Raw genomic sequence first — 25,416 nt, forward strand, 5'->3', positions numbered from 1 at the left:
GGCGTCGACAAGAACACCACCGTCGTCTTCCCCGCACCCCTGATGAGCACCATCGGCGAACTCGGCTCCTTCCTCGCCCGCGAGACCCAGGCCGCAGGACTGCCGCCGACCCCGCACCCGGTCGAACCGGCCAAGACCGTCCACGCCGCCGGATCGAACAACAAACCCAGTGCGCTCCCCCAGCACGACTGACCCTCCTGTGCTCCACCACTGGCCCCAGCCCCGGCCGGACCGACCACCGCACCCGAGCCGAGGCCAAGGAGCCCGCCGTGACCACCAGTTCCCTGCCCCCCATCGGTCCTGCGACGGACTCCTTGCCCCTGAGCTACGAGACCCCGCGCACCCCGGCCGCCGGACCGCCCCCGGCCGCAGCGACAGCCACCGCGCATGCCCCCCGCTCACACCCCGCGACGGCTTCCCGCCCGGAACGGTCGGACCCAATGACCACGACACTCCGCCCCCGTTCCTCCCTGAACCCGGTACGCCTGCGCCTGGCACCGGCAGGCAGCAACCCTCACCTGATCGACGGCGTCTGGTGGCCCCGCTCGGACGATTTGACCGCCGAACTGCCGCGCCTGATCCGTGCGTTGCCCCGCTCGTGGCCGCAGATAGCCCACGCCACCACGAACGCGGGCATGTGGTCGGCCTTCCCCAGTCGGATCCTCGTCGCCAAGCACGCGATCCAACTGCGCCGGGCCACCAGCCGTCACGCCCCGAACACGATCTGCCTCCTCGCCCCCGGCCGGGGCCGCTGGGACCTGCTGGTCGTCCCGCCCCACACCGACAGAGCCGAGGCCATGCGCCTCCTGGCCACCATCGCCGGCCCAATCGGCCCCGCTGAGAGGCACTGACAGAAGCTGCCGATCATGTGACTTTCGGTTCGGATGGTCGGTGGTCTGGCCCTGGGGAGACGTCAGTCGCGGCCGTGGAACGCGTCGGATGAACTGTGCTCGCTCGTCGAGCCGTCGCTCCCTCAGCCGACGCCGAAGCAGGTCTCACTGACCGGCGGCAACGCGAAGACATCACCCAGCTGACGTCTCTGCCGCAAGAAGATTTCATCCGTCGCCGGTCTCGTCGGACGCCTGATCGCCGTCCGCGGTCTCGTCTGCGCCGCCCGCCCACCGACATTCGCTCTCGCCCCTCGTCGCAAGGCCCTCTATCGCGAGCCTGCAAGGCGCCTTACTCTCGTATCGAGGGATGGTTCGAACGGCTGGACATACGCGCGGCCGACTCCGTCCCCGATCTGGCCCCCAGACCCGGGCATGAACAACTGCGCCGAGACTGGCTGGAGCCATCGCAGACAGCACGGCTCCGGCCCTCGTCCCTGCGGCACGGTTCAGGGCGGGGTCATCCGCGGCCCCGCGTGCCGCAAGGACATGCGTGGAGACCCGAAGAGGGGGAGTCTCGTGTCCTCCACGCCCCCGGATGGGTGCCGCATCCTGCGGCGCCCATCCGGCTCAGATGTCCGGCTGGGCACTCCAGACTTGCACCGAGTTCCGCCGCCGTCTGCCCGTGCGCATCCGGCCCGGTTTCTCGCGCAACGCGGATATCCCGCCCCTACTCGACACAGCTCGAACTGTGCCCCTTCCCGGTCCGACGGGGCGCCGAGCATGGCACGACATTCTGGGGCAGGGCACTGCCTCGGCAGTTGCCCGCGCCGTTGATCGGGTACAGATGCACCGGATCGCCCCCCTCGGCGCGGCGGGGTGTGCGCGGTTTGCTGGGCCTGCGGGCGCGACGGCGCCTCCGGCGCCACCCGCTGGAACAACTCCCACAACTCACCCGGCACCAACCGTTCAACAATTCCCACCATGCCCCACAGACCACCGATTCAGCCAATGAGATGACCACTAAGCCGTCTTGATCTCCGGCTTGTACAGGTCGAGCCAGATCGCGAGGTCCAGGGCGCGCTCCAGGCCCCGGCGCGAGGCCTGGTGGATCTGCGGGGCGCTCACGGCGGCCGCGCGGCGCAGTCCGTCCCGGTCGATGAGGTCGAAGACGGGGTGGGAGGGCCGGGCGAGCAGGTCCTTGGCATGGACCTGGAGCGCGGTGGCGTACTTGGGGTCCTGGGTGGAGGGGTAGGGGCTCTTGACCCGGTCGTACACCGACTGCGGCAGGACGTCCCTGGCCGCCTCGCGCAGCAGGCTCTTCTCGCGGCCGTCGAAGGACTTCACCGACCAGGGCGCGTTGTAGACGTACTCCACGAGCCGGTGGTCGCAGAACGGCACCCGCACTTCGAGCCCGACGGCCATGCTCGCGCGGTCCTTGCGGTCGAGCAGGACGCGCACGAAACGGGTCAGGTGCAGATGGCAGATCTGGCGCATCCGGTACTCGAAGTCGCTCTCGCCGTCCAGGCGTTGGATGGCCGCGACGGCGGTGTCGTAGGAGTCCTTGATGTAGGCGGGGACGTTCAGGGTGGCGGCGAGGTCCGGGCGCAGCAGGCCCGCGTCGTCGCCGAACTGCTCGGCGAACTTGACGAGCCAGGGGAAGGTGTCGGCGGCGCGGGCGTCCTCGTCGAAGAACTGCTTGTAGCCGCCGAAGACCTCGTCGGCGGACTCGCCGGACAGGGCGACCGTGGAGTGCTCGCGGATCGCCTTGAACAGCAGGTACAGCGAGGCGTCCATGTCGCCGAAGCCCATGGGGATGTCCCGGGCGCGGATGACTTTGGCCCGCACCTCGGGGTCGGCGAGCGCCTGGGCGTCCAGGACGATGTCCTGGTGGATGGTGCCCGAGCCCCGGGCCACGTCGTGGACGAAGGGGGTGTCGGGGGTGGCCCGCAGCTCGTCGGCGACGAAGTTCTCGGTCTGGCCGACGAAGTCGACCGCGAAGCTGCGCACCCGCTGGCCCACTTCGCCGAGCTGGCGGGCGGCGATGGCGGTGAGCGAGGAGGAGTCGAGGCCGCCGGAGAGCAGCATGCAGCGTGGCACATCGGCGACGAGCTGGCGCCGGACGATGTCGTCGAGGAGTTCGCGGACGTGGGCGATGCTGGTGTCGCGGTCGTCGTCGTGCGCGCGGGTCTCCAGCGACCAGTAGGTGTGGGTGCGCAGGCCCGTGCGGTCGACGGTGACGACGGTGCCGGGCACGACCTCCCGCATGCCGTCCCACACGGCGTGGCCGGGCGTCTTGACCATGGTGAACAGCTCGCGCAGGCCGTCGAGCGACACGGAGCGGCGGACCAGCGGGTTGGCGAGGATCGCCTTGGGCTCGGAGCCGAAGAGCACGCCGTCGGGGGTCTCGTAGTAGTAGAAGGGCTTGATGCCCATCCGGTCGCGGATCATGACAAGGCGCTGGACCCGCTCGTCCCAGAGGGCGAAGGCGTACATGCCGTTGAGGCGTTCCGCGACGGCCTCGCCCCATTCGAGGTAGCCGTGCAGGACGACCTCGGTGTCGGAGTCGGTGGTGAACCGGTGTCCGCGCGCGGTGAGTTCGGCCCGCAGTTCGGTGAAGTTGTACGCCTCGCCCGAGTAGACGAGGGCGACGGCCTTGTCGCCTGCTTCGACGCTCATGGGCTGACGCCCGCCCGGAAGGTCGATGATCGCGAGCCTGCGGTGGCCGAGGGCGGCCGGTCCCGAGGCCCAGACGCCGCGGTCGTCGGGCCCTCGGCAGTCCATCGTCTCGGTCATCGCGTCCAGGGTGTCCCGCTCGGCGCGTAGGTCACGGTCGAAGGAGATCCAGCCGGTGATGCCACACATGGGGTGCCTCCCGCTTCGCCGCCCGGACCGGAGGGGGGACGTGCCGCCGCCCCAAGCGGATGTATTGAGCAACTACCTGCCTTTCGATCGTGGGACGGCACGGCGGGTCCGTCAACAGGCCTTGTTGCAGGGTGACTTGAAAGCGTCGCTCGCCCGGCCGGGAACACGCGCCCCCGGCCATGGTCCACCAGACACCCCCTAGGGGCTGACCGCGAGGACGATGTACGCGGCGAACAGCGACAGGTGCACGCCGCCCTGCATCAGGGTGGCGCGCCCCGGCACGACGGTCAGGATGCCCACCGCGACGGTCAGCGCGAGCAGCACCATGTGACTCGCGCCGAGGCCGAGCAGGAGCGGCCCGGAGAGCCAGACCGTGGCGAGCGCGACCGCCGGAATGGTGAGTCCGATGCTGGCCATGGCCGAGCCGAGTGCCAGGTTGAGGCTGGTCTGGACGCGGTCGCGGCGGGCCGCGCGGACGGCGGCGATGGTCTCCGGCAGCAGGACGAGCAGCGCGATGACGACGCCCACGACGGAGGCCGGGAGCCCGGCCGCCGCGACCCCGCGCTCGATGGTCGGCGACACCCCCTTGGCCAGGCCCACGACGGCGACCAGCGCCACCCCGAGCAGGGCGACACTGACCCAGGCGGTGCGGGCCGACGGCGCCTCGGCGTGGTCGTCGTCGCGCATCACGTCGCCCTGCTGGGTCACTGGCAGGAAATAGTCGCGGTGGCGCACGGTCTGGGTGGCCACGAAGAGCCCGTACAGGAAGACCGAGGCGATCGCGGCGAAGATCAGCTGGGCCGGCGTGAACTGGGGGCCCGGCTTGCTGGTGGTGAACGTGGGCAGGGCCAGGCTGAGGCCCGCGAGCGTGGTGACCGTCGCGAAGGCGGTGACGGTGCCCTCGGCGTTGAAGACGGCGACCCTGCGGCGCAGGGCGCCGACCAGGAGACACACCCCCACGATGCCGTTGCAGGTGATCATCACGGCGGCGAAGACGGTATCGCGGGCGAGGGAGGCGCTTTTGTCGCCGCCGTCCGACATCAGGGTGACGATCAATGCGACTTCGATGACCGTCACGGCGACCGCGAGCACCAGGGATCCGAACGGTTCGCCCACCCGGTGCGCGACCACTTCGGCGTGGTGCACGGCGGCGAGCACCGCCCCGGCCAGGAAGCACGCGACCAGCGCGACGAGCCAGCCGGGCAGGGAGCGCCCCCAGGTCAGCGCGAGCAGCACGAGGGCGAGCGGCGGCAGCACCGCCGACCAGCGTTCGAGGGGCAGGCGCGCGAGACGGATCATGCCTCGACGTTCCCAGAAGTGGCCGGTGGCCGCCCGTCGGACTACTGCTCCCCGGCCGCCACCGCGAGCGCCAGGTGGCGCCGCGCGTAGGAGCGCCAGGGCCGCCAGGCGTCCTCACCCGGCGCCGCCCCCACGTCCGGGTCGCCCAGCGCCCGGGTCCGGATCAGCGCGACGGTCTCCTCGTTTATGCCGGGCAGCGTCCGCAGCACCCGTGCGGCCTCGTCGCGGTCGGCCCCCGCGTCCAGGCGCAGGGTGGCGTCGGCGAGCGCGGTCGCGAGCGCCGCGAGGTGGGGGTCGGGGTGGGCGGCGAGCGTCCCGGGTTCGGGGAAGAGGTGGGTGAGCGTCCCGTCGGGTACGTCCAGGCGTTTGCCGTACGTCTCCACGAGCGCGGCCGCGCCCCGCGTGCCGGTCAGCGCGCGCACCGCGCACTCGTCGGGGTCGGCGGCGCCCGGTGAGCGCAGGCCCGGGGTGCGCGCGACCAGCGGGGCCAGGCGCGCGTCGGCGCCGAGCCGTTCGTCGACGGCGTACGGGTCGGCGTCCAGGTCGAACAGGCGGCGCAGGCGCTGGACGGCGGTGGTCAGGTCGCGCGGGTCGGTGAGGTGGATCCGCGCGTCCAGCCAGCCCTGGCGGGCGGTGGTGTGGGCGGGGGCGGCCTCGGCGACGGCCACGACGGCGGTGCCGTGCGGCAGCCGCAGGGTGCGGCGGTAGGTCCGCCGGCCCAGGTCGCCGACGACCTCCTCGACGTGCTCGACGGCCTCGGCGGCCAGCAGGTCGAACGTCTCCTTCACCGCGTACGCACCTCGGTACGCGAGCCGCAGCGGAACGCCGGCGGCGGTCGCGACGCCGGGGCCCGTGGCGCGGGCGCCGGCCTCTTCGCGCAGGGCGCTCGGGGTGCGGGCGTAGATCTGGCGGACGGTGTCGTTGAACTGGCGCACGCTGGCGAATCCGGCGGCGAAGGCGATCTCGGTGACGGGGAGCGTGGTGGTCTGGAGCAACACCCGGGCGCTGTGGGCGCGTTGGGCCCTGGCCAGGGCGACCGGGCCGGCGCCCACCTCGGCGGTGAGCTGGCGCTGCACCTGGCGGGTGCTGTAGCCGAGCCGGGTCGCGAGACCCGGCACGCCCTCGCGGTCCACCACGCCGTCCCCGATCATGCGCATCGCGCGGGCCACGACGTCGGCCCGGGCGTTCCACGCGGCGGAGCCGGGCACGGCGTCCGGGCGGCAGCGGCGGCACGCGCGGAAACCGTGGCCCTGGGCGGCGGCGGCGGTGGGGAAGAACCGGACGTTCTTGCGGCGCGGGGTGATCGCGGGGCAGCTCGGGCGGCAGTAGATGCCGGTGGTCGCCACGGCGAAGAAGAACTCGCCGTCGAACCGGGCGTCCCTGCTGCTTACGGCCTCGTACTGGGCTTCTGCGTCCATCACGCTGTCCAGTGTGCGGGGTCCCCTGCGGGGTCGCTAGCGGCTTTCAGACCTCACCCCGTGCCCCTGGGGCTCCGCCCCAGACCCCGTCCGACCTGAACGGCCTCGTCCTCAATCGCCGGACGGGCTGACTATGCCCATGCGGGCCAGCACATGCCCCGCCAGGGGCGCGGGGAACTGCGCGAGAAGCGCCCACGGCCCGCACCCGAACTCCCTGGGGCTCCGCCCCAGACCCCGTTCGCGCCTTAAGGGCGCTCGTCCTCAATTGCCGGACGGGCTGAGAGTGCCGGTGCGGGCCAGCATCGAGTAGTCAGGGGCGCGGGGAACTGCGCGCCCAGCCACCCACAACCCGCACCCGGAAACCCAGGGCCCCGCCCCGCAAACGCCAGGCGGGCTCAGGCCGCCGGTGCGGGCCCGCACCAGATGCTCAGGGGCGCGGGGAACTGCGCGACCAGCCAGACACGGCCCGCACCCGTCAGCGCAACCCGCCCCGCTTGGCCGCGCCATTCGCGCGGCCCTCCGCCCCCTTCGCCTTCCACTCGCGCCGGATCCCCGCCCGCAACCTCGCATCCGTCTTGGCCACGATGCGCCGGTTCTCGCGCAACAGCTTGCGGTAGCTCTCCAGACGCCGCTGCGGCAGCGACCCCTCCTCCACCGCGTCCAGCACCGCGCACCCCGGCTCCGCGAGGTGCGCGCAGTCGTGGAAGCGGCAGTCGGCGGCCAGTTCCTCGATCTCGGAGAAGGCCTGCCCGACCCCGGACTCCGCGTCGTACAGGCCGACCCCCCGAAGCCCCGGGGTGTCGATGAGGACGCCGCCGCCCGGCAGCACGAGGAGGTTGCGCGTGGTCGTGGTGTGGCGGCCCTTGCCGTCCACCTCACGCGCGGCCCGCACCGCCATCACCTCCTCGCCCAGCAGCGCGTTGGCGAGCGTGGACTTGCCCGCGCCGGACTGCCCGAGCAGCACACTGGTGCCGCCCGCGACGAGCGCGCCCAGCATCTCGACGCCCTCACCCGTGGCCGCGCTGACCGCGAGCACCCGCACGCCCGGCGCGGTGGTCTCGACGTCCTGGAGGAGATGGGAGAGCCCGACGGGGTCGGGGACCAGGTCGCACTTGGTCAGCACGACCACCGGCTGCGCGCCCGACTCCCAGGCCAGGGCCAGGAACCGCTCGATGCGGCCGAGGTCGAGCTCCACCGCCAGCGACACCGCGATGATCGCCATGTCGACGTTGGCCGCGAGGATCTGCGCCTCGGACCGGTTGGAGGAGGTGCCGCGCACGAAGGCGGTGCGGCGCGGCAGATACGCCCGTACGAACCGGGGGTCGCCGACCGGCTCGACGGCGGCCCAGTCACCGGTGCAGATGACCCGCATCGGATCGTGCGGGGTGACGAACGCGGTGTCCGCGCGCAGGGTGCCGGACGCGGTCACCACATCGCACTGGCCGCGGTCCACGCGTACGACCCGGCCGGGCACCAGGCCCCGCTCGGCGTACGGGGCGAACTCCGCCGCCCAGGCGTCGTCCCAGCCGTACGCGGCGAGCGGACGCGCGGGGGCGGAGTCGTTCGACGCGGTGAAGTACGAGGGGAGCGACAAAGACGAGAAAGACGAAGAAGACAAGGGGAGACCCTTCGAAGGGCGGCCCCGGCGCCACGCGCGCAGGCGTGGAGGAAGCGGAAGGTCAGCCGGAGGCCACGGGGGTGTGAGAGATCAGCTTCGGAATGCGGGCAGCGCCCTTCGCAACGACAGCCATCGTTCACACCTCCTCGTACAGGTCTCACCACCGGCGACGACATCATGTCGCCCCGCTCGAACAGCCCCGACTTTAGAGCCATCGGCGACCCGGCGCCAGCAATTTGTTCGGGACTGACGCAGCCCCGTCCACACGGACACCCCGCACCGCGCCCTGCCCCGCCCTTGCGGCTCAACTCGCCTTCCACGTACGGGAGTTCGTTGGGCGCTGCCGTGAGGGCCTGACTCCACGACTCGACGCCATCGGCCTGGTAGCGGCCGACATGACCGCATCGCTCGTCGCGGGCCAGGCGCGCCCGGTCGGCGCGGCAGGCGGCGAGCGCGGCCCGCGCGTACGGCCGAGGTCACTCGGGGTCGCGCGGGTGGCGTTCCTCGTGTTTTTCGTGCTTCTTCAGGTGGTGCAGGCGGGACTTCACGTCGTCCGGGGGCAGGAACTTCGACCAGCGTTCGGGGAACTCCGAGGGCATCCCGGGGTCGAACGCGTCCTCCGGGTCGTCGTCCTCCGGGTCGAAGAGCGTGGGCTGGGTGGGCTGGGCGCGGGCCAGCAGCTGGGCGGCCTGCGCGGTGCGCACCCGGTCGCTCGCGGCGCGCGCGGCGGCCGTGGCCACCGAGGGCCACACCCGGTCGATGGCCGCGTTGACGGCCGCGCCGACCAGGACCGCGAAAGCCGAGATGCCGATCCAGAGCAGTACCGCGATGGGCGCGGCGAGCGAGCCGTAGATGGTGGGGCCCTCGACCGTGCTGGTCAGATAGATCCGCAGCAGGAACGAGCCGAGCACCCACATCGCGAGGGCCACCAGCGCGCCCGGCACGTCCTCGATCCACGGCGAGCGGACCGGCACGGACACGTGGAAGAGGGTGGTGAGGAAGGCGATGGACAGCAGGATCATCGTGGGCCAGTACAGGAAGCTGATCACGTCCGTGCCCCACGGGACGAGCTCCACCACCCGGTCGGGTCCCACCACCGCGAGCGGCAGCACGACCGCGCCGATGAGCAGCGCGACGACGTAGAGCAGGAGCGAGAGCAGCCGGGTCTTGACGATGCCCCGGTGTCCGTCGAGTCCGTACATGACGGTGATGGTGTCGATGAAGACGTTCACCGCGCGCGATCCCGACCACAGGGCGATGGCGAAGCCGATGGAGACGATGTCGGGACGCTTGCCCTTGGTGACGTCTTCGAGGAGCGGCTGCGCGAACTCGTGCACGCCCCGTTCGGACAGGACGGTTCCGGCCGCGTTCAGGATGTTCTGCTCGATGCTGGCGACGGTGTGGGTGCTGGTCCAGCCGTCCACGTACCCGAGCAGCGCGATCACACTGAGCAGCAGGGGGGGCAGCGAGAGCAGCGTGAAGAACGCGGCCTCGGCGGCCAGGCCCAGGATGCGGTACTCCACGCAGGAGTTGACGGTGTCCTTGAGGAGCAGCCAGCCCAATTTCCGCTTGGAGACGTTGCGGTAGACGACGCGGGCCCGATGAAGGCGGCCGGAAGTCCGCTCGGGTGTTTCATTTGCTGGCTGCACGTCCTTACCGTATCGGCATGGCAGCCACGACCCACACAGTGACCAACCAGCCTCCGCCCCTGGTGGGGTACGACGTCTTCACCGCCGACCGGGCCCTTGTCGAGGCCGTCGAGCGGCACACCGCGCCGGAGCTCGTGGAGGAGGTGAAGGAGGAGCTTTCGGGGCTCGGGACGTCCGCGGGATCCGCGCAGGCGCAGGAGTGGGGGGTGCTGGCGAACGAGAACCCGCCGAAGCTGCGCACCCACGACCGCTACGGCAACCGGATCGACGAGGTGGAGTTCCACCCCAGCTGGCACCGGCTGCTCGGCAAGGCGGTGACGTCGGGACTCACGGACGCCTGGGGCCGCCCGGCGGGGCATGTGCGGCGCGCGGCGGGGTTCTTGGTGTGGACCCAGGCCGAGGGCGGGCACGGCTGCCCGGTCTCGATGACGCACGCGGCGGTGCCCGCGCTGCGCACCGACCCGGCGCTGGCCGCCGAGTGGGAGCCGAGGCTCACCTCCCATGTGTACGAGGAGGGGCTGCGGCCCGCCGCCGAGAAGGCCGGTGTGCTCTTCGGCATGGGCATGACGGAGAAGCAGGGCGGCAGCGACGTACGCGCCAACACCACCGTCGCGACCGCGCTCGACGCCGACGGCGAGTACGTCCTGACCGGGCACAAGTGGTTCTGTTCGGCGCCGATGAGCGACGGCTTCCTGGTGCTCGCGCAGGCATCCGCCGCCCACAAGGACAGCCTCACCTGCTTCCTGGTGCCCCGCGTCCTGGCGGACGGCAGCCGCAACACGTTCGCCATCCAGCGCCTCAAGGACAAGCTGGGCAACAAGTCGAACGCCTCCAGCGAGGTCGAGTTCGACGGGACGTGGGCGCGCCGGGTCGGCGAGGAGGGGCGCGGGGTGCGCACCATCATCGAGATGGTGGCGGCGACCCGGCTCGACTGTGTGATCGGCTCGGCGGCGATCATGCGCCAGGCGGTGGCGCAGGCGATTCACCACGCCTCCCACCGCAGCGCGTTCGGCGGTCTGCTCGTGGACAAGCCCCTGATGCGCAATGTGCTGGCCGATCTGGCCCTGGAGTCGGAGGCCGCCACCACGCTGGCGCTGCGGCTCGCGGCCGCCTACGACGCGGACACCGAGCAGGAGCGGGCGTTCTTGCGGCTCGCGGTGCCGGCCGCCAAGTACTGGGTCACCAAGCGGTGTACGCCGGTGGCGGGCGAGGCGCTGGAATGCCTGGGCGGCAATGGGTACGTGGAGGAGTCGGGCATGCCCCGGCTGCTGCGCGAGGCCCCGCTGAACTCGATCTGGGAGGGCTCGGGCAACGTGCAGGCGCTCGATGTGCTGCGGGCGCTCCAGCGCGAACCGGCAGCGATCAACGCCTTTCTCCAGGAGGTCGGCACGGCGCGCGGCGCGGACCACCGGCTGGACGGGGCGATCAAGGGCCTGCTGACCGAACTCGCCGATCTGGACGGCATCGAGGGGCGGGCGCGGCGCCTGGTGGAGCGGATGGCGCTGGTGCTCCAGGGCTCGCTCCTGGTGCGCTGGGCGCCGCCGGAGGTCGCGGACGCGTTCTGCGCCTCGCGGCTCGGCGGCGACTGGGGGGCGGCCTTCGGGACGCTGCCGCACTCCCTCGACCTGGCGTCGGTGGTGGAGCGGGCCCGCGCCGGGGCGTGAAAGCGGGCCCCCGGCGCCGACCGGGGGTCCACACTCCCTGACCTGCGTTGGAGGCCGTCACGGCCGCATGATTGCCTGGCCCCATGAGTATCACCGTCACCACCTGGTCCCTGGAGCAGACCTCCGCCGCCGATCTGCGCCCGGCCGCCGAGCCCGCCGGCGACGTCACGGTCGTACGCGCGGAGGTCCCCTCGCCGGAGTTCAGCCGCTTCCTCTATACGGCGGTCGGCGGCGACATCCGGTGGACCGACCGGCTGGGCCTGACGTACGCGCAGTGGGAGCGGCTGCTCGCCGAGCCGGGCACGGAGACGTGGGTGGCCTATGAGCGGGGCACGCCCGCCGGTTACGTCGAGCTCCAGGCGCAGCCCGGCGGCGCGGTGGAGATCGTCTACTTCGGGCTGCTGCCCGCCTTCCGCGGCCGGCGCATCGGCGGCCACCTCCTGACGCAGGGGGTCCGGCGGGCCTGGGACCTGGCCGGGCGCTGGCCGGGGCTGCCCGCCACCGAGCGGGTGTGGCTGCACACGTGCTCGCTCGACGGGGAGCACGCGATGGACAACTATGTGCGGCGCGGCTTCAAGCTCTTCGACACCCGGCAGGAGCAGGCCGACGAGGTGGCCGCTCCGGGCCCCTGGCCGGGGGCGTTCTGACGGTCGCCCCGGCACGTGGGACGGGCCGTCGCCCACGGAACCAGCGCCTCCGGTCCGTGACCCGGAACACACCGTCTCATAATGCGGGACATCTACGTCCACATTCTGGATAGTGGTGGACTGGGTCCAAAGTCCCGTGACACGCTTCCGTCATGTCTGGAACTGGAATTGCCTTGGTGAGTCGGCGGCACGTCGACCTCGGCCGCATGTCCAGCGCCATCTGTCCGGCACGCTGACGCCTCCGGCAGCGCCGCGAATCCTCCTCCCTCTTTCCTGACTGCGCACCGCCGCGCCCACGCGCGGGTGTGCAGGTCAGAGCCGCCCTCCTGCAGTCTTGAAGGACATACGCCATGGCCGTCAGCCCAGAAACCCCTGCCCCCACGCCGCCCCGTCGCAAGACGGGCCGCCACCGTGGTGAAGGCCAGTGGGCCGCCGGGCACTTCACGCCCCTCAACGGCAACGAGCAAGTGAAGAAGGACGACGACGGTCTCAATGTGCGGACACGCATTGAGACGATCTACTCCAAGCGTGGCTTCGACTCCATCGACCCGAGCGACCTGCGCGGCCGGATGCGCTGGTGGGGTCTCTACACCCAGCGCCGCCAGGGCATCGACGGCGGCAAGACGGCCGTCCTGGAGCCGGAGGAGCTGGACGACGAGTACTTCATGCTGCGCGTGCGCATCGACGGCGGGCGCCTGACCACCGAGCAGCTGCGCGTGATCGGCGAGATCTCGCAGGAGTTCGCACGCGGCACCGCCGACCTCACCGACCGGCAGAACATCCAGTACCACTGGATCCGCATCGAGGACGTCCCCGAGATCTGGAACCGGCTCGAAGCCGTCGGCCTGTCCACCACCGAGGCCTGCGGTGACACTCCGCGCACCATCCTCGGCTCGCCGGTCGCCGGCATCGCCGCGGACGAGATCGTCGACGGCACCCCGGCCGTCGAGGAGATCCACCGGCGCTTCGTCGGCAATCCGGCCTTCTCCAACCTGCCCCGCAAGTTCAAGACGGCCATCTCCGGCTCCCCGCAGCTGGACGTCGCGCACGAGATCAACGACGTGGCGTTCGTCGGCGTCGAGCACCCCGAGCACGGCCCCGGCTTCGACGTGTGGGTAGGCGGCGGGCTCTCCACCAACCCCAAGCTCGGCGTGCGGCTCGGCGCGTGGGTTCCGGTGGAGGAGGTGCCCGACGTCTTCGAGGGCGTCATCTCCATCTTCCGTGACTACGGTTACCGCCGGCTGCGCAACCGCGCCCGTCTGAAGTTCCTCGTCGCCGACTGGGGACCGCAGAAGTTCCGCCAGGTCCTCCAGGACGAGTACCTGAAGCGCGACCTGCTGGACGGGCCCGCGCCCGAGCTGCCGAAGGACGTGTGGCGCGACCACCTCGGCGTGCACCGCCAGAACGACGGCCGCTTCTACATCGGCTTCGCCCCGCGCGTGGGACGCGTCGACGGCGCCACCCTGAGCAAGATCGCCGAGCTCGCCGAGACGCACGGCTCAAGGCGGCTGCGTACCACCACCGAGCAGAAGCTGATCGTGCTCGACGTCGAGGAGGACCGCGTCGAGTCGATGGTGTCGGGCCTGGAGTCCCTGGGCCTGAAGGTCAACGCCTCGCCGTTCCGGCGCGGCACCATGGCCTGCACCGGCATCGAGTTCTGCAAGCTCGCCATCGTCGAGACCAAGGCGCGCGGCGCCTCGCTCATCGACGAACTGGAGCGCCGCATCCCGGAGTTCGACGAACCCATCACCATCAACATCAACGGCTGCCCCAACTCCTGCGCCCGCATCCAGGTCGCCGACATCGGCCTCAAGGGCCAGCTGGTCCTGGACGACGCGGGCAACCAGGTCGAGGGCTTCCAGGTGCACCTGGGCGGCGCGCTCGGCCTGGAGGCCGGCTTCGGCCGCAAGGTGCGGGGCCTGAAAGTCACCTCGGCCGAACTGCCCGACTACGTCGAGCGGGTCCTCAGGCGCTTCCAGGCGGAGCGCGCCGAGGGCGAGCGGTTCGCGGCCTGGGCCGGACGCGCCGGCGAGGAGGCCCTGTCATGAGCGAGCGCGCGGCCCCCTACCACTGCCCCTACTGCGGGGACGAGGACCTGCGTCCCCACGAGGCCGGACACGGCGCGTGGGAATGCGCGGCGTGCAACCGGGCCTTCCAGCTGAAGTTCCTCGGGCTCCTGGCCCGCGGCCTGCGGCGCGACACCACGGGAGGGGAAGCGATATGACGGCCACTGGGACCGGCGAAGGCCGCACGGCACACGACCTCAAGGCGCTCGCCGAACAGGCGGGCCGTGATCTCGAAGACGCCTCGCCGCTGGAGATCCTGCGGTGGGCCGCCGACACCTTCGGCAAGCGCTTCTGCGTCACCTCCTCCATGGAGGACGCCGTCGTCGCCCACCTCGCCTCGCGCGCCATGCCCGGCGTGGACGTGGTGTTCCTCGACACCGGCTACCACTTCCCCGAGACCATCGGGACCCGGGACGCGGTGGCCGAGGTGATGGACGTCAACGTCATCACCCTGACCCCGCGTCAGAGCGTCGCCGAGCAGGACGCCGAGTACGGCCCACGGCTCCACGACCGCGACCCCGACCTGTGCTGCGCCCTGCGCAAGGTCAAGCCCCTTGAGCAGGGACTGAGTTCGTACGCCGCGTGGGCCACGGGGCTGCGCCGCGACGAGTCCCCGACCCGGGCGGGCACCCCGGTGGTCGACTGGGACGAGAAGCGGCAGAAGGTCAAGGTGTCGCCCATCGCCCGCTGGACGCAGGACGACGTGGACGCGTACGTCGCGGAGCACGGTGTGATCACCAACCTCCTGCTCATGGACGGCTACCCCTCGATCGGCTGCGCCCCGTGCACCCGCCGGGTCGCCGAGGGCGAGGACGCGCGCGCCGGCCGCTGGGCCGGACGCAACAAGACCGAGTGCGGGCTGCACGGATGACAGTCCAGCACAGGCCCAGAGACGACCAGGAGACTTCGATGAGCGTGACGGAGGCGGGAGCCACCATCTGGCTGACCGGTCTGCCGAGCGCCGGCAAGACGACCATCGCCCTCGAACTCGCGGGCAGGCTGCGCGCGGACGGGCACCGGGTGGAGGTGCTGGACGGCGACGAGATCCGCACGTTCCTTTCCGCGGGGCTCGGCTTCAGCCGTGAGGACCGGCACACCAATGTGCAGCGCATCGGTTTCGTCGCCGAACTCCTCGCCGCCAACGGCGTCAAGGCGCTGGTCCCGGTGATCGCGCCGTACGCCGACAGCCGCGAGGCCGTCCGCAAGCGTCACCAGAGCGAGGGCACCGCCTACCTGGAGGTGCACGTCGCCACTCCGGTCGAGGTGTGCTCCGTACGCGATGTGAAGGGTCTGTACGCCCAGCAGGCGGCGGGCGAGATCAGCGGCCTGACCGGCGTCGACGACCCGTACGAGGCGCCCGAGGCGCCGGATTTGGTGATCGAGTCACATACCCAGACCGTGCAGGAGTCCGCGGCGGCACTTTTCGCGCTGCTCACCGAGAGGGGGCTGGCATGACGTCGGCCGCGACCGTGACCGAGGGTGTGGACAGCCCGTACGCGCTCAGCCATCTGGACGCGCTGGAGTCCGAGGCGGTGCACATCTTCCGGGAGGTGGCCGGTGAGTTCGAGCGGCCGGTGATCCTGTTCTCCGGCGGCAAGGATTCCATCCTCATGCTGCACCTGGCGCTGAAGGCGTTCGCCCCTGCGCCCGTCCCCTTCTGCCTGCTGCACGTCGACACCGGGCACAACTTCCCCGAGGTCCTGGCCTACCGCGACCGCGTGGTGGCCGAGCACGGTCTGCGACTGCACGTCGCCTCGGTGCAGGAGTACATCGACGCGGGCAAGCTGCGCGAGCGCCCCGACGGGGTGCGCAACCCGCTCCAGACGGTGCCGCTGACCGAGGCCATCCAGGAGCACCGCTTCGACGCGGTGTTCGGTGGCGGGCGGCGCGACGAGGAGAAGGCCCGCGCCAAGGAGCGGGTGTTCTCGCTGCGGGACGAGTTCTCGCAGTGGGACCCGCGCCGTCAGCGGCCCGAGCTGTGGCAGCTCTACAACGGCCGGCACGCGCCGGGCGAGCACGTGCGGGTGTTCCCGCTGTCCAACTGGACCGAGCTGGACGTGTGGCAGTACATCGCCCGTGAGGACATCGCCCTGCCGGGCATCTACTTCGCGCACGAGCGTGAGGTGTTCAAGCGGTCGGGCATGTGGCTGACCGCGGGTGAGTGGGGCGGCCCCAAGGAGGGCGAGAGCGTCGAGACCCGCCTGGTGCGTTATCGCACGGTGGGCGACATGTCCTGCACGGGCGCAGTCGACTCCGACGCGACGACGCTGGACGCGGTCATCACCGAGATCGCGGCGTCGAGGCTGACCGAACGGGGCGCCACCCGTGCCGACGACAAACTGTCCGAGGCCGCGATGGAAGACCGCAAGCGCGAGGGGTACTTCTAAAGTGAGCACTACCGCCGAGACCGCCCAGCAGCTGGCCGACCCGTCGGCCACCACCCTGCTGCGCTTCGCCACCGCCGGATCCGTCGACGACGGCAAGTCCACGCTGGTGGGCCGCCTGCTGCACGACTCCAAGTCGGTCCTGAGCGACCAGCTGGAGGCCGTGGAGGCCGCCTCCCTCAAGCGCGGCCAGGAGGCGCCGGACCTGGCGCTGCTGACCGACGGCCTGCGGGCCGAGCGCGAGCAGGGCATCACCATCGACGTGGCCTACCGCTACTTCGCCACCGCGCGGCGCCGGTTCATCCTGGCCGATACGCCCGGACATGTGCAGTACACCCGCAACATGGTGACCGGCGCCTCCACCGCCGACCTCGCCGTGGTCCTGGTGGACGCCCGCAACGGCGTCATCGAGCAGACCCGCAGGCACGCGGCGGTCGCCGCCCTGCTGCGCGTGCCGCACGTGGTCCTGGCCGTCAACAAGATGGACCTGGTGGGCTACGACGAGAAGGTCTTCGCGGCGATCGCCGAGGAATTCACCGCGTACGCGAGCGAGTTGGGCGTACCGGAGATCACAGGCATCCCGATCTCGGCGCTCGTCGGCGACAACGTGGTGGAACCCAGCGCCCACATGGACTGGTACGGCGGCCCCACCGTCCTCGAACACCTGGAGACGGTCCCGGTCAGCCACGACCTGACCTCCTGCCACGCCCGCCTCCCCGTGCAGTACGTGATCCGCCCCCAGACCGCCGAGCTCCCCGACTACCGGGGCTACGCGGGCCAGATCGCCGCCGGTACGTTCCGGGTCGGCGAGCCGGTGACCGTGCTCCCCTCGGGGCGTACGACCAAGGTGGCCGGTATCGACCTGCTCGGCGAGTCCGTCGACGTCGCCTGGACGCCGCAGTCCGTCACGCTCCTGCTCGCCGACGACATCGACATCTCGCGCGGCGACCTGATCGTGCCGAGCGGGGACGCCCCGACGCCCAGCCAGGACGTCGAGGCGACCGTGTGCCACGTGGCCGACCAGCCCCTGACGGTGGGCCAGCGCGTGCTGCTCAAGCACACCACGCGCACCGTCAAGGCGATCGTCAAGGAGATCGAGTCCCGGCTCACCCTGGACGACCTCTCCCAGCACCCGCACCCGGGCCGGCTCGTCGCCAACGACATCGGCCGCGTCAAGGTACGCACCGCCGAACCACTGGCGCTCGACTCCTACGCCGACTCCCGCCGCACCGGATCATTCCTCCTGATCGACCCCGCCGACGGCACGACGCTCACGGCCGGCATGGCGGGTGAGTCGTTCGCGACCCACAAGAGCGTGACGGTCGCGACCGAAGCGGCCGGTGTGCCCGACGAGGACGGCTGGGACTTCTGATGAACCTCGACATCTATGCGACCTTCGCGAAGGAGGGCGGCCGCGTCGGCAGCGGCGCCCTCGGCAGCGGCCAGGGCGGGGTTGCCCGATGTGCGCGATGACGTACGCGCACCGCTCGCGCGCCCAAACGCACCACCCGCACCCACCGCCCCATCGAAGACCCGCCGACTTCCCGGCCGTGTCCCGGAGTTGAGACTCCGCAGGACGCGAGATCCGGGCCCGTGAGAGGACCACCTCCCATGCCTGCCAACTCCGCCCGAAGGCGCCTCGTCGTCGCCGCCGCCCTGCCCCTGCTGTTCGGCGCGCTCGCCGCGTGCGGCTACGGCTCCTCCGCCGACAAGGGCGACGCCGCGAAAGCCGCGCCCGCCGCCGACGCCAAGAAGCTCTCCGCCGACTCCGTCACCATCGGCTACTTCCCGAACCTGACGCACGCCACCGCGCTGGTCGGCGTCCAGGAAGGGCTCTTCCAGAAGGAGCTCGGCGGCACGAAGGTCAAGACGTCCACCTTCAACGCCGGGCCCTCGGAGATCGAGGCGCTGAACGCGGGCTCGATCGACATCGGCTGGATCGGCCCCTCGCCCGCGATCAACGGCTACACCAAGTCCAAGGGGCAGAGCCTGCGCATCATCGGCGGCTCCGCGTCCGGCGGGGTCAAGCTGGTGGTCGACCCCGCCAAGGTCACCTCGCTCGACGCCCTCAAGGGCAAGAACATCGCGACCCCTCAGCTCGGCAACACCCAGGACGTGGCGTTCCTCAACTGGCTGGCCGGCAAGGGCTGGAAGGTCGACCCCCAGAGCGGCAAGGGCGACGTGAACGTGGTCCGCACCGACAACAAGATCACCCCGGACGCCTTCAAGTCCGGTTCGATCGACGGCGCCTGGGTGCCCGAGCCGACCGCGTCCAAGCTGGTCTCCGAGGGCGGCAAGGTGCTCCTGGACGAGTCGGACCTGTGGCCGGACAAGCAGTTCGTGATCACCAACATCATCGTGTCGCAGAAGTTCCTCAAGGCGCACCCCGACGTCGTCGAGGCGGTGCTGCGCGGCTCGGTGAAGACCAACGAGTGGATCGGGACCCACCCCGACCAGGCGAAGGCCTCCGCGAACGCCGCGCTCAAGAATCTCTCCGGCAAGGCGCTTCCGGCGAACATCATCGACCCGGCGTGGACGTCCATCAAGACGCTCGACGACCCCCTGGCGGCGACCCTCCAGGCACAGGCCGACCACGCCGTGAAGGCCGGTCTCCTCAAGGCGCCCGACCTCAAGGGCATCTACGACCTGGCTCCGCTCAACAAGGTCCTCAAGTCCCTGGGCAAGCCCGAGGTCGGCGACGCCGGTCTCGGCGTCAAGTAATCCCCCACCCAGCCGGTTCCACAGGTTTCCCAGGAGGTGACGACCATGGCCACCGCACTCGTCAAGGCCACGGACCGCACGGAGGCATCGCACGAGTACGCCGCCCGGATCGGGCACGTCTCGAAGTCGTTCGGCTCTCCCGCGGGGCCCCAGCTCGTCCTGGACGACATCACTCTCGATGTCGCGCCGGGCGAGTTCGTCACCCTCCTGGGCGCCTCGGGCTGCGGCAAGTCGACGCTGCTCAACCTGGTCGCGGGCCTCGACGCGCCGACCTCGGGCACCATCGAGACGCCGGGCGGGCGCCCCGCCCTGATGTTCCAGGAGCACGCCCTCTTCCCGTGGCTGACCGCGGGCAAGAACATCGAGCTCGCCCTGCGGCTGCGCGGGGTGCCCAAGAACGAGCGGCGCGAGCGGGCCGAGGAACTGCTCGCCCTGGTGCGCCTCCAGGGCGCGCACGGCAAGCGGGTGCACGAGCTGTCCGGCGGAATGCGCCAGCGCGTGGCGATGGCCCGCGCCATCGCGCAGGAGTCCCAACTCCTTTTGATGGACGAGCCGTTCGCGGCGCTGGACGCGATCACCCGCGACGTACTGCACGACGAACTGACCCGCATCTGGCGCACGGCGAACACCAGCGACTCCGTCGCGGGGAACCTGTCGGTGCTGTTCGTGACGCACAACGTGCGCGAGGCGGTCCGGCTCGCGCAGCGCGTGGTGCTGCTGTCCTCGCGGCCCGGCCGGGTCGCCCACGAGTGGACGGTCGACATCGACCAGCCGCGCCGCATCGAGGACGCCGAAGTGGCGGCGCTCTCCGTCGAGATCACTGAACAACTGCGTGGGGAGATCCGCCGCCATGGCCAGCACTGAGACCACCGACGTCAAGGACGCCCCGGACCTCGGCAGCCTCGAAGCGGGGCTCGACGCGCTCGAAACCGTCCAGACCCATCGCGCCCCGGTGCGCGAGGTGCTGGTCAAGAAGGTCCTGCCCCCGCTGACCGCGGTCGCCCTCGTCCTGGTGGTGTGGCAGGTCCTGGTGTCGGCGAAGGTCACCGACGCCTACAAGCTGCCCGCGCCGGGCGCGGTGTGGTCGAGCCTGCGCGACATGTGGCTCCAGGGCACCTTGCTGGACGTCGTGTGGACCAGCGTCTCGCGCGGCCTGCTCGGTTTCCTGCTCGCGCTCGTCATCGGCACGCCGCTCGGCCTGATCGTCGCCCGGGTCACGTTCGTGCGGGCGGCCATCGGCCCGATCCTGTCCGGGCTCCAGTCGCTGCCGTCGGTGGCCTGGGTCCCGCCGGCCGTGCTGTGGCTCGGCCTGAACGACTCGATGATGTACGCGGTGATCCTGCTCGGCGCGGTCCCCTCGATCGCCAACGGGCTCGTTTCCGGCGTGGACCAGGTGCCGACGCTGTATCTGCGGGCGGGCCGCACACTGGGCGCGACCGGGATGCGCGGGGCCTGGCACATCCTGATGCCGGCCGCGCTGCCCGGCTACCTCGCCGGTCTCAAGCAGGGCTGGGCGTTCTCGTGGCGCTCCCTGATGGCCGCCGAGATCATCGCCTCCTCACCCGATCTGGGCCTCGGGCTCGGCCAGTTGCTGGAGAACGGCCGCAACAACTCCGACATGCCGGGCATCTTCCTGGCGATCATCCTGATCCTGATCGTGGGCATCGCCATCGACCTGCTGATCTTCAGTCCGCTGGAGCGCCGCGTGCTGCGCGGCCGCGGTCTGCTCGTGAGGGGCTGAACCACCGTGCGCCGCCCCGTCCTTCTCGTCATCGCCCACGGCAGCCGCGACCCGCGGCACGCCGCGACCGTCGACGCCCTGGTGCGCCAGGTCCGGACGCTGCGGCCCGGGGTGCGCGTGGAGACCGGGTTCCTGGACTTCAATACGCCGTCCGTCCCCCAGGTCCTGCGACGGCTCGCCGACGACGGCATCCGCGATGTGGTGGCCCTCCCCCTCCTGCTGACCCGCGCCTTCCACGCCAAGGCCGATATCCCGGCGGTGCTCGGCCGGGCCCCGGCCCGTCTGAACATCCGCCTCGCGGACGTCCTTGGACCTTCTCCCCTGCTGCTCGCCACCCTTGAGCGGCGGCTCCACGAGGCGGGCCTCGGCCCCGCCGACAGAAGCTCGACCGGGCTCGTCCTGGCCTCGGCGGGCTCCACCGACCCGGAGGCGATCGCAGTGATCGCTGAAATCGCGCGGGAGCTGCGGCACACCGGTTGGTGCGCCGTGCGGCCTGCGTTCGCCTCCGCGGCTCTGCCCCGTACGGAGGACGCCGTACGGGAACTGCGGGCCATGGGCGTCCGGCGGGTGGCCGTCGCCCCGTACGTCATAGCCCCCGGCTTCCTGCCCGACCGGATCGCCCGGGGCGCGGCCGACGCCGACGTCCTGGCCCAAGTCCTCGGCGCGGCGCCGGAGTTGGCGCGTCTGCTGCTGCTCCGCTACGACGAGGCGCGGGCACGGGCCGGGTGGCCCGGTCCCGGGCTCAGTCGAAGCTCAGCGATCCTGTGCGGGCCCGCTTGAGCTCGAAGAAGTCGGGGAACGACGCGAGGGTGCGCACGCTGTCGAAGAGCCGTGCCGCCTGCTCGCCGCGCGGGATCGAGTTGAGCACCGGGCCGAAGTAGACCTTGCCGTCGAGGTGCATGGTCGGGGTGCCGACATAGGCGTCCTCCGCCGGGTCCTTGCCCGCGTTGTGGCTGCGCAGCACCGCTTCGTCGTACGCCGCGTCGTGGGCGGCGTCGGCCAGCGCGGCGGGCAGGCCGAGCTCGGCGAGCGACTGGGCGATCACCTCGTCGAAGTCCTGATTCTTGCCCTCGTGGATCCGGGTGCCGAACGCGGTGTACAGGTCGCGCAGCACGTCCTCGCCGTGCGCCTCGGCGGCCGCGACGGCGACCCGGACGGGGCCGATCGACCGGTCCACCAAGTCCCGGTACCAGTCGGGCAGTTCATTGCCCACATTGTGGAAGTACAGGCTCATCAGCCGGAACCGCAGATCGATGTCGCGCAGGCGCTCGACCTCCAGCATCCAGCGCGAGGTGATCCAGACGAAGGGGCAGGCGGGGTCGAAGTAGAAGTCGATGGTGGTGCGCTGCGCGGGGCTGTTCGTCGTAACCGTCATGCGACGAGCCTAGCCCCGGAGTGGCCCTCGCTCCTGGGCCAATTCGACGGGCGATCACTGGGCCACTTCCACCCGTCCGGGCGCCGCCGCTCGCCACCTCCGCGACGACCCCGCCCCGTCCTCGCCCGTCCCTGCGCCCCCACGGCCCACCTCGCGAAAGGGCTCAGGCTACGGTCCCGCCATGACCGTTGAGACCTTTCCGCTCGGCGGGCGCCGGAGCGTGCGGCGCCTGGGTCTTGGCACCGCACAGCTCACCGGCCCCGGCTACTGGGGCCCGCGCGGCGATCCCTCGGACGCACGGGCCGTGTTGCGGCGGGCCGTGGAGCGCGGCGTCACGCTGATCGACACGGCGGACAACTACGGCCCCGGCCTGGCCGAGGAGCTGATCGCCGAGGCCCTGCGCCCCTACCCGGACGATCTCGTGATCGCGGCCAAGGGCGGTGTCGTGCGCACCAGCGACAGCGCCTGGCACATCGAGGGGCGGCCAGAGCGGCTGCGGGAGATGTGCGAGGCCGGTCTGCGCAGGCCGCGGACGGAGACCATCGGCCTGTACCAGCTGCACCGCCTCGACCCGGAGGTGCCCATGGCCGAACAGCTGGGCGCGCTCGATGAGTTGAGGCAGGCCGGCAAGATCGAGCACATCGGCCTGGACAGCGTCGGCGCCGGCCAGGTCGAGCAGGCGCTGGGGCTGACCACCATCGCCTCGGTGCAGAACCGCTTCAACCTCCTGGACCGGGAATCGCAGGCGGTGCTCGCCCTGTGCGAGGCGCACTCCCTCGCGTTCCTGCCGTGGTTCCCGCTGGCCAACGGCGCCCTGACCGGGGACGCGGCGGCGGCCATCGGCCGGATCGCGGACCGGCACGGCGCGACCCGGGGGCAGATCGCCCTGGCCTGGCTCCTGCACCGCTCCCCCGCCCTGTGCCCCACCCCAGGCACCGGCTCCCTGCGGCATCTGGACGAAAACCTCGACGCCGTGCGTGTCCGCCTCTCCGAGGAGGAGTTGACGGAGCTGGAAGGCCTGGAGACGTCCTGAGCGCGCGGCGCCGGGCGGCGCGGGTCAGGCGGTGGTTTCCGTCATCTTCACCAGCGCCTGGACGGTGTTCCAGTTGCGTGAGGTCGCCTGGACCCCCTTGAGCGGGCCCCGCCGCGACAGGGCGGCCGCGAGCTGCGAGGTGCCCAGGCCCCCGGGCGCGTACAGATAGAGCACCTGGTCGCCGAGGCGGAACTCCTCGGGCAGGTAGGCGGCCGGGTCGATGGCGGCGAAGCGTTCGGCGGTGACGGGCGGGCCCGAGAAGAACGTGGCGTGCAGCTGCTTGCCGGTCAGCTTCTCCGCAGGGAAGGGGCAGGCGTCCAGGACGGAGCGCAGATAGGGCCCGCCGCGCACCATGCAGGCGACCGGGAAGCCGAAGTGCTGCTCGATGGCGGCCTCCAGCTCGGCGGCGAGCGCGTCCTGATCACGCGAGGCACTGGTGAAGACGGCGTTGCCGCTGTTGAGATACGTCTTCACAGCACCGTGGCCCAGATCCTGGAGGATCTTCCGCAGCTCGGCCATGGGAACTTTCTTGGTGCCGCCCACATTGATGCCGCGCAGCAGAGCGGCGTACGTCGTCGTCATGAGCCACACCCTAGGACGGCCTCCGTGCCCCGTGGGGGACGGGCGCGGAGGCCGTCGTTCAGCGCTGCCGGACGACGTCTACCCGACGACCTTCAGCAGCTTGTTCGGGGTGCCCTGGGACGCGTTGGAGATCTTGTCCGGCGTCGCGCCCTTGGTCAGGGCGTCGGACACCTGGGCGGGGGCGGCGTCCTTGTGCCCGGCCAGGTAGACGGCGGCGGCGCCCACCACGTGCGGGGTGGCCATGGACGTGCCGGAGATGGTGTTGGTGGCCGTGTCGCTGGTGTTCCAGTCGGAGGTGATGTCCGAGCCGGGGGCGTAGAGGTCCACGACGGAGCCGAAGTTGGAGAAGCTGGACTGCTGGTCGTCCTTGGTCGAGGAGGCGACGGTGATCGCTTCCTTCACCCGGGAGGGCGAGCTGTTGCCCGCGTCGGCCGACTCGTTGCCCGCCGCCACGCCGAAGGTGACACCCGAGGCGATCGCCTTCTGGACGGCCTCGTCGAGCGCGGGGTCGGCGGTGCCGCCCAGGCTCAGATTGGCGACGGAGGGGCCCTGGTGGTTCTTGGTGACCCAGTCGATGCCGGCGACGACCTGATCGGTGCTGCCGGAGCCGTTGTCGTCCAGCACCCGCACCGCGACGATCTTCGCTTTCTTCGCCACGCCGTGCGCGGTGCCCGCGATGGTGCCCGCGACGTGCGTGCCGTGGCCGTTGCCGTCGTCGGCCTTGTCATTGTTGTCGACGGCGTTGAATCCGTAGGAGGCGCGGCCGCCGAAGTCCTGGTGGGATATGCGGACTCCGGTGTCGATCACGTACGCCGTGACGCCCTGTCCGGCGGCCGCCGGGTAGGTGTACGCGCCGTCGCCCGCCGTGCCGGTCTGATCGATCCGGTCCAGGCCCCAGGACGGCGGGTTCGTCTGGGTCTCGTCGATGTGGAACTTCTTGTTCTGTACGACCTTGCCGACGGCGGGGTCGGCGGCCAGACGCTTGGCCTCGGTCTCGGAGAGCCCGGCGGCGGAGAAGCCGTTGAGCGAGGAGGAGTAGTCGCGCTTGAGCTCGCCGCCGTACTCCTTGGCCAGCTTGCGCTTGGCGTCCGCCGACGCGGACTTGTCGAGCAGGACGATGTAGCTTCCGTCGACCGCGTCCTTGGCGTCCAGTCCGTAGACCGTGCCCTCGGCCGGGGCGGCGCCCGCGAAGGGCGAGTTGAGCGCGGTCACTGCGGCCGCCGTCACGGCCGCCGTGGTCACCACGACGAGCTTGATCCTGCTCGCCCGTTTGTGAGTTGCCATGAAGAGGGGTCTCCTCGTCACTGAGTGTGGGGGGATTCGCCGACCGGAGGGGGACCCTCCGGGGCTGGTTCGAAACCCTGCTCGATGGGCGCGCGCAGATCAAGGACTTCCTCCGGCTGTGACTTACCCAACAAGCTTTCGTAATGCGATACCGCCCGCCAAGGGGGCAACTCGGGCTTTATGGAGGGTCGGTGGACATCCGGCGCGGACCACCAATTTTTCTGGTCCCTCAATTCCCTTTGT

General features: G+C 71.2%; 23 protein-coding genes and 1 pseudogene. 16 read left to right on the forward strand and 8 right to left on the reverse strand.

Features of this window, described 5'->3' with window-relative positions; genetic code table 11:
* Positions 1-192: pseudogene (locus ACFYM2_RS33950) on the forward strand (slipin family protein); the annotation flags it as partial.
* Between the two features lie 248 nt (positions 193-440).
* A complete protein-coding gene (locus ACFYM2_RS33955; protein ID WP_359008238.1) occupies positions 441-851 on the forward strand; it encodes a DUF5994 family protein in 411 nt (136 codons plus the stop codon).
* Positions 852-1,850: 999 nt separating this feature from the next.
* On the opposite strand, the gene asnB is transcribed toward ACFYM2_RS33955, so the two are convergent.
* The 5 genes from asnB to ACFYM2_RS33980 all read right to left on the reverse strand — a co-directional run bounded on the left by asnB (position 1,851) and on the right by ACFYM2_RS33980 (position 9,676).
* On the reverse strand, positions 1,851-3,692 hold the full coding sequence (asnB, locus tag ACFYM2_RS33960) for an asparagine synthase (glutamine-hydrolyzing) (protein WP_359008240.1): 1,842 nt from the start codon (positions 3,690-3,692) through the stop codon (positions 1,851-1,853).
* 198 nt (positions 3,693-3,890) lie between these two features.
* Positions 3,891-4,991 carry an ionic transporter y4hA gene (locus ACFYM2_RS33965; protein WP_359008242.1) on the reverse strand — a complete coding sequence of 367 codons (1,101 nt, stop codon included), beginning with the start codon at positions 4,989-4,991 and terminating at the stop codon, positions 3,891-3,893.
* A gap of 41 nt (positions 4,992-5,032) precedes the next feature.
* Positions 5,033-6,409 (reverse strand): AlkA N-terminal domain-containing protein, encoded by a 1,377-nt coding sequence (locus ACFYM2_RS33970; protein WP_388841662.1) that lies wholly within the window; start codon positions 6,407-6,409, stop codon positions 5,033-5,035.
* A 475-nt stretch (positions 6,410-6,884) separates the two neighbouring features.
* Entirely contained in the window at positions 6,885-8,003 is a 1,119-nt protein-coding gene (rsgA, locus tag ACFYM2_RS33975) for a ribosome small subunit-dependent GTPase A (RefSeq protein WP_388841665.1), read from the reverse strand.
* A gap of 500 nt (positions 8,004-8,503) precedes the next feature.
* A complete protein-coding gene (locus tag ACFYM2_RS33980) occupies positions 8,504-9,676 on the reverse strand; it encodes a YihY/virulence factor BrkB family protein (RefSeq protein ID WP_359008246.1) in 1,173 nt (390 codons plus the stop codon).
* Positions 9,677-9,693: 17 nt separating this feature from the next.
* Here ACFYM2_RS33980 and ACFYM2_RS33985 point away from each other — a divergent pair, with 17 nt between their 5' ends.
* The 13 genes from ACFYM2_RS33985 to ACFYM2_RS34045 all read left to right on the forward strand — a co-directional run bounded on the left by ACFYM2_RS33985 (position 9,694) and on the right by ACFYM2_RS34045 (position 21,679).
* The gene (locus ACFYM2_RS33985; RefSeq protein WP_359008248.1) at positions 9,694-11,340 is read left to right on the forward strand and encodes an acyl-CoA dehydrogenase family protein; all 1,647 of its coding nucleotides are present in this window, start codon (positions 9,694-9,696) and stop codon (positions 11,338-11,340) included.
* An 83-nt stretch (positions 11,341-11,423) separates the two neighbouring features.
* Positions 11,424-11,987 (forward strand): GNAT family N-acetyltransferase, encoded by a 564-nt coding sequence (locus tag ACFYM2_RS33990; RefSeq protein WP_388462371.1) that lies wholly within the window; start codon positions 11,424-11,426, stop codon positions 11,985-11,987.
* 152 nt (positions 11,988-12,139) lie between these two features.
* Positions 12,140-12,223, forward strand: a complete 84-nt coding sequence (locus tag ACFYM2_RS33995) for a putative leader peptide (protein ID WP_310591794.1) — start codon at positions 12,140-12,142, stop codon at positions 12,221-12,223.
* Between the two features lie 114 nt (positions 12,224-12,337).
* Positions 12,338-14,035, forward strand: a complete 1,698-nt coding sequence (locus ACFYM2_RS34000; protein WP_388841625.1) for a nitrite/sulfite reductase — start codon at positions 12,338-12,340, stop codon at positions 14,033-14,035.
* Positions 14,032-14,211 carry a hypothetical protein gene (locus tag ACFYM2_RS34005; protein ID WP_350233302.1) on the forward strand — a complete coding sequence of 60 codons (180 nt, stop codon included), beginning with the start codon at positions 14,032-14,034 and terminating at the stop codon, positions 14,209-14,211. The genes ACFYM2_RS34000 and ACFYM2_RS34005 overlap by 4 nt, the downstream gene beginning before the upstream one ends.
* Positions 14,208-14,924: a phosphoadenylyl-sulfate reductase gene (locus tag ACFYM2_RS34010; RefSeq protein ID WP_388841628.1), complete on the forward strand. Its 717-nt coding sequence runs from the start codon at positions 14,208-14,210 to the stop codon at positions 14,922-14,924. The genes ACFYM2_RS34005 and ACFYM2_RS34010 overlap by 4 nt, the downstream gene beginning before the upstream one ends.
* Before the next feature lie 38 nt (positions 14,925-14,962).
* Positions 14,963-15,508 carry an adenylyl-sulfate kinase gene (gene cysC, locus ACFYM2_RS34015; RefSeq protein ID WP_350233300.1) on the forward strand — a complete coding sequence of 182 codons (546 nt, stop codon included), beginning with the start codon at positions 14,963-14,965 and terminating at the stop codon, positions 15,506-15,508.
* A complete protein-coding gene (cysD, locus tag ACFYM2_RS34020) occupies positions 15,505-16,440 on the forward strand; it encodes a sulfate adenylyltransferase subunit CysD (protein ID WP_350233299.1) in 936 nt (311 codons plus the stop codon). Before cysC ends, cysD begins: the two co-directional genes overlap by 4 nt.
* A gap of 1 nt (position 16,441) precedes the next feature.
* Positions 16,442-17,809: a GTP-binding protein gene (locus ACFYM2_RS34025; protein WP_359008260.1), complete on the forward strand. Its 1,368-nt coding sequence runs from the start codon at positions 16,442-16,444 to the stop codon at positions 17,807-17,809.
* 239 nt (positions 17,810-18,048) lie between these two features.
* Positions 18,049-19,158 carry an aliphatic sulfonate ABC transporter substrate-binding protein gene (locus ACFYM2_RS34030; protein ID WP_388841631.1) on the forward strand — a complete coding sequence of 370 codons (1,110 nt, stop codon included), beginning with the start codon at positions 18,049-18,051 and terminating at the stop codon, positions 19,156-19,158.
* Positions 19,159-19,203: 45 nt separating this feature from the next.
* Positions 19,204-20,022 carry an ABC transporter ATP-binding protein gene (locus ACFYM2_RS34035; RefSeq protein ID WP_350233296.1) on the forward strand — a complete coding sequence of 273 codons (819 nt, stop codon included), beginning with the start codon at positions 19,204-19,206 and terminating at the stop codon, positions 20,020-20,022.
* The gene (locus tag ACFYM2_RS34040; protein ID WP_359008264.1) at positions 20,009-20,899 is read left to right on the forward strand and encodes an ABC transporter permease; all 891 of its coding nucleotides are present in this window, start codon (positions 20,009-20,011) and stop codon (positions 20,897-20,899) included. The genes ACFYM2_RS34035 and ACFYM2_RS34040 overlap by 14 nt, the downstream gene beginning before the upstream one ends.
* Positions 20,900-20,905: 6 nt before the next feature.
* On the forward strand, positions 20,906-21,679 hold the full coding sequence (locus ACFYM2_RS34045) for a sirohydrochlorin chelatase (protein WP_359008266.1): 774 nt from the start codon (positions 20,906-20,908) through the stop codon (positions 21,677-21,679).
* On the opposite strand, the gene ACFYM2_RS34050 is transcribed toward ACFYM2_RS34045, so the two are convergent.
* Positions 21,642-22,274: a DsbA family protein gene (locus tag ACFYM2_RS34050; protein ID WP_388841635.1), complete on the reverse strand. Its 633-nt coding sequence runs from the start codon at positions 22,272-22,274 to the stop codon at positions 21,642-21,644. The two genes, ACFYM2_RS34045 and ACFYM2_RS34050, sit on opposite strands and share 38 nt — an antisense overlap.
* A gap of 181 nt (positions 22,275-22,455) precedes the next feature.
* On the opposite strand from ACFYM2_RS34050, the gene ACFYM2_RS34055 reads away from it, so the two are divergent.
* Positions 22,456-23,307 (forward strand): aldo/keto reductase, encoded by an 852-nt coding sequence (locus tag ACFYM2_RS34055; protein ID WP_388841638.1) that lies wholly within the window; start codon positions 22,456-22,458, stop codon positions 23,305-23,307.
* 24 nt (positions 23,308-23,331) lie between these two features.
* Here the strand turns inward: ACFYM2_RS34055 and ACFYM2_RS34060 are convergent, their stop codons facing one another.
* Both ACFYM2_RS34060 and ACFYM2_RS34065 read right to left on the reverse strand, forming a co-directional pair.
* Entirely contained in the window at positions 23,332-23,889 is a 558-nt protein-coding gene (locus ACFYM2_RS34060; protein WP_388841641.1) for a DUF1697 domain-containing protein, read from the reverse strand.
* A gap of 78 nt (positions 23,890-23,967) precedes the next feature.
* Positions 23,968-25,173: a S8 family serine peptidase gene (locus ACFYM2_RS34065; RefSeq protein ID WP_388841644.1), complete on the reverse strand. Its 1,206-nt coding sequence runs from the start codon at positions 25,171-25,173 to the stop codon at positions 23,968-23,970.
* Positions 25,174-25,416: the final 243 nt, after the last annotated feature.

Source organism: Streptomyces sp. NPDC006711, assembly GCF_042869775.1.
In the GTDB taxonomy this organism is placed as follows: Bacteria; Actinomycetota; Actinomycetes; order Streptomycetales; family Streptomycetaceae; genus Streptomyces.

Excerpts from the sequence above, each read along its gene's own strand:
- ACFYM2_RS33955 (WP_359008238.1), top strand. The coding sequence starts at position 441 with ATGACCACGACACTCCGCCCCCGTTCCTCCCTGAACCCGGTACGCCTG.
- asnB (WP_359008240.1), bottom strand. The coding sequence starts at position 3,692 with ATGTGTGGCATCACCGGCTGGATCTCCTTCGACCGTGACCTACGCGCC.
- ACFYM2_RS33965 (WP_359008242.1), bottom strand. The coding sequence starts at position 4,991 with ATGATCCGTCTCGCGCGCCTGCCCCTCGAACGCTGGTCGGCGGTGCTG.
- ACFYM2_RS33970 (WP_388841662.1), bottom strand. The coding sequence starts at position 6,409 with ATGGACGCAGAAGCCCAGTACGAGGCCGTAAGCAGCAGGGACGCCCGG.
- ACFYM2_RS33985 (WP_359008248.1), top strand. The coding sequence starts at position 9,694 with ATGGCAGCCACGACCCACACAGTGACCAACCAGCCTCCGCCCCTGGTG.
- ACFYM2_RS33990 (WP_388462371.1), top strand. The coding sequence starts at position 11,424 with ATGAGTATCACCGTCACCACCTGGTCCCTGGAGCAGACCTCCGCCGCC.
- ACFYM2_RS33995 (WP_310591794.1), top strand. The coding sequence starts at position 12,140 with ATGTCTGGAACTGGAATTGCCTTGGTGAGTCGGCGGCACGTCGACCTC.
- ACFYM2_RS34000 (WP_388841625.1), top strand. The coding sequence starts at position 12,338 with ATGGCCGTCAGCCCAGAAACCCCTGCCCCCACGCCGCCCCGTCGCAAG.
- ACFYM2_RS34005 (WP_350233302.1), top strand. The coding sequence starts at position 14,032 with ATGAGCGAGCGCGCGGCCCCCTACCACTGCCCCTACTGCGGGGACGAG.
- ACFYM2_RS34010 (WP_388841628.1), top strand. The coding sequence starts at position 14,208 with ATGACGGCCACTGGGACCGGCGAAGGCCGCACGGCACACGACCTCAAG.
- cysC (WP_350233300.1), top strand. The coding sequence starts at position 14,963 with ATGAGCGTGACGGAGGCGGGAGCCACCATCTGGCTGACCGGTCTGCCG.
- cysD (WP_350233299.1), top strand. The coding sequence starts at position 15,505 with ATGACGTCGGCCGCGACCGTGACCGAGGGTGTGGACAGCCCGTACGCG.
- ACFYM2_RS34030 (WP_388841631.1), top strand. The coding sequence starts at position 18,049 with ATGCCTGCCAACTCCGCCCGAAGGCGCCTCGTCGTCGCCGCCGCCCTG.
- ACFYM2_RS34035 (WP_350233296.1), top strand. The coding sequence starts at position 19,204 with ATGGCCACCGCACTCGTCAAGGCCACGGACCGCACGGAGGCATCGCAC.
- ACFYM2_RS34040 (WP_359008264.1), top strand. The coding sequence starts at position 20,009 with ATGGCCAGCACTGAGACCACCGACGTCAAGGACGCCCCGGACCTCGGC.
- ACFYM2_RS34050 (WP_388841635.1), bottom strand. The coding sequence starts at position 22,274 with ATGACGGTTACGACGAACAGCCCCGCGCAGCGCACCACCATCGACTTC.
- ACFYM2_RS34055 (WP_388841638.1), top strand. The coding sequence starts at position 22,456 with ATGACCGTTGAGACCTTTCCGCTCGGCGGGCGCCGGAGCGTGCGGCGC.
- ACFYM2_RS34060 (WP_388841641.1), bottom strand. The coding sequence starts at position 23,889 with ATGACGACGACGTACGCCGCTCTGCTGCGCGGCATCAATGTGGGCGGC.
- ACFYM2_RS34065 (WP_388841644.1), bottom strand. The coding sequence starts at position 25,173 with ATGGCAACTCACAAACGGGCGAGCAGGATCAAGCTCGTCGTGGTGACC.